This window comes from Mesorhizobium sp. M7A.F.Ca.ET.027.03.2.1, assembly GCF_003999175.1.
Lineage (GTDB): Bacteria > Pseudomonadota > Alphaproteobacteria > Rhizobiales > Rhizobiaceae > Mesorhizobium.
On sequence record NZ_RZOM01001422.1, the window covers coordinates 1 to 1194 of the forward strand.

Consider the following 1194-nt stretch of genomic DNA (forward strand, 5'->3'; position numbering starts at 1 on the left):
GCGATAGCCCATCTCAAAGGTCTTGCCGTCGGCCGACCGAGAGACCTCGAGGGTCTTCTCGTCGGTCAGGCGCAATTGCTTGATACCGTCGATCTGTGACAGCGCCTGGGTGATGAATGAAAGCGTGCGATCGAGCCCAAGCCCGAAATTCGGGTTTTTAGTGAACCCCGAGGGCATGCACTCCTCTAGGTACATCTGCACGTCATCGAGGGTGCTCGGCACGACGAAATGTTCGGCTCCGTCATAATCATCGACCATGTGGGCGAACCCATTCTTCAGTACCAGCTCGATCGAAACAATGGGATCGTGCTTAGGCGTCAGGAAGCTCGCGGACGTGGGCATGGTATTGACGGGATAGAGCGTGGTCGTGTCCGTCCTAGCCTCGAACTTTATAAGCAGGACGCGGGTCGTTGGGTCCCCCTCGCGGTGCGCGATCTTTAGTCGCGTCGCTGAAGGCTGGAAAAACACCTCCACGAGGCCTCGTCCTCGTTCCTCGATGGACAAGGTGCCTAGGTCGTCCTCTCCAAATCGTGGGCCGAACGTTGCCATGCTGATCCTAAGGGTGTGCCGAAGCACCTGCGCCGGCAGCGGCTAGCAGGTCCCGCTGTGGATCCGGTGGCGGCGTGATGAAGGCATCGCCATCAACACCGTGTTCCTTCAGGAACGGGGCCTCCTTTAGCCTTTCGCGAAGGCCGAGCATTCGCTTTTCCGCTCTACGGATGAAAGTATTGTAGGTCATCGGGATGATGGTAACGCGTCCGTCCCACTCGGTTCGACTCCCGCCCTCGGCGGCATCGATCTTCGAGCCGAGGATGTAACAGGTCGTCACGGCCGCTTCGGTCAGAAGCCCCTTGCTCCTCAGCTCCTTCACATACCGCCACGCCTGATCTTTCTGCTCGGAGCCTATGCCCACGCCGGGCTTCTTGATCTCGGCCACGACCAGGCGGGACACACCATCCACTTCATGTCCGAGATCATGCGCGTCGCGGCTATAAAGCCCAACGCTGCCATCGGGCAGCATCACGAAATCGGGTCGCTGCCTGCTACCCGTTTCATTCGACCCAAATATCTTGCGAATGACCTCCGTCATGCCTTTGTTGCTTGTGAACTCGAGGCTCTCAAACTCAGGGCCGAACACCCACAGCGATCGCTCGAACAGCGGCTGCAGGTCGCCGACCTCGTCCATGGTGTCGT

The 1194-nt window shown here is 59.0% G+C and carries 2 pseudogenes; both read right to left on the reverse strand.

Annotated features, from left to right (window positions below):
• Positions 1-474, reverse strand: a pseudogene (locus EN750_RS35240) (hypothetical protein); the annotation flags it as partial.
• An 82-nt stretch (positions 475-556) separates the two neighbouring features.
• Positions 557-1194 (reverse strand): annotated as a pseudogene (locus EN750_RS35245) (ATP-binding protein); the annotation flags it as partial.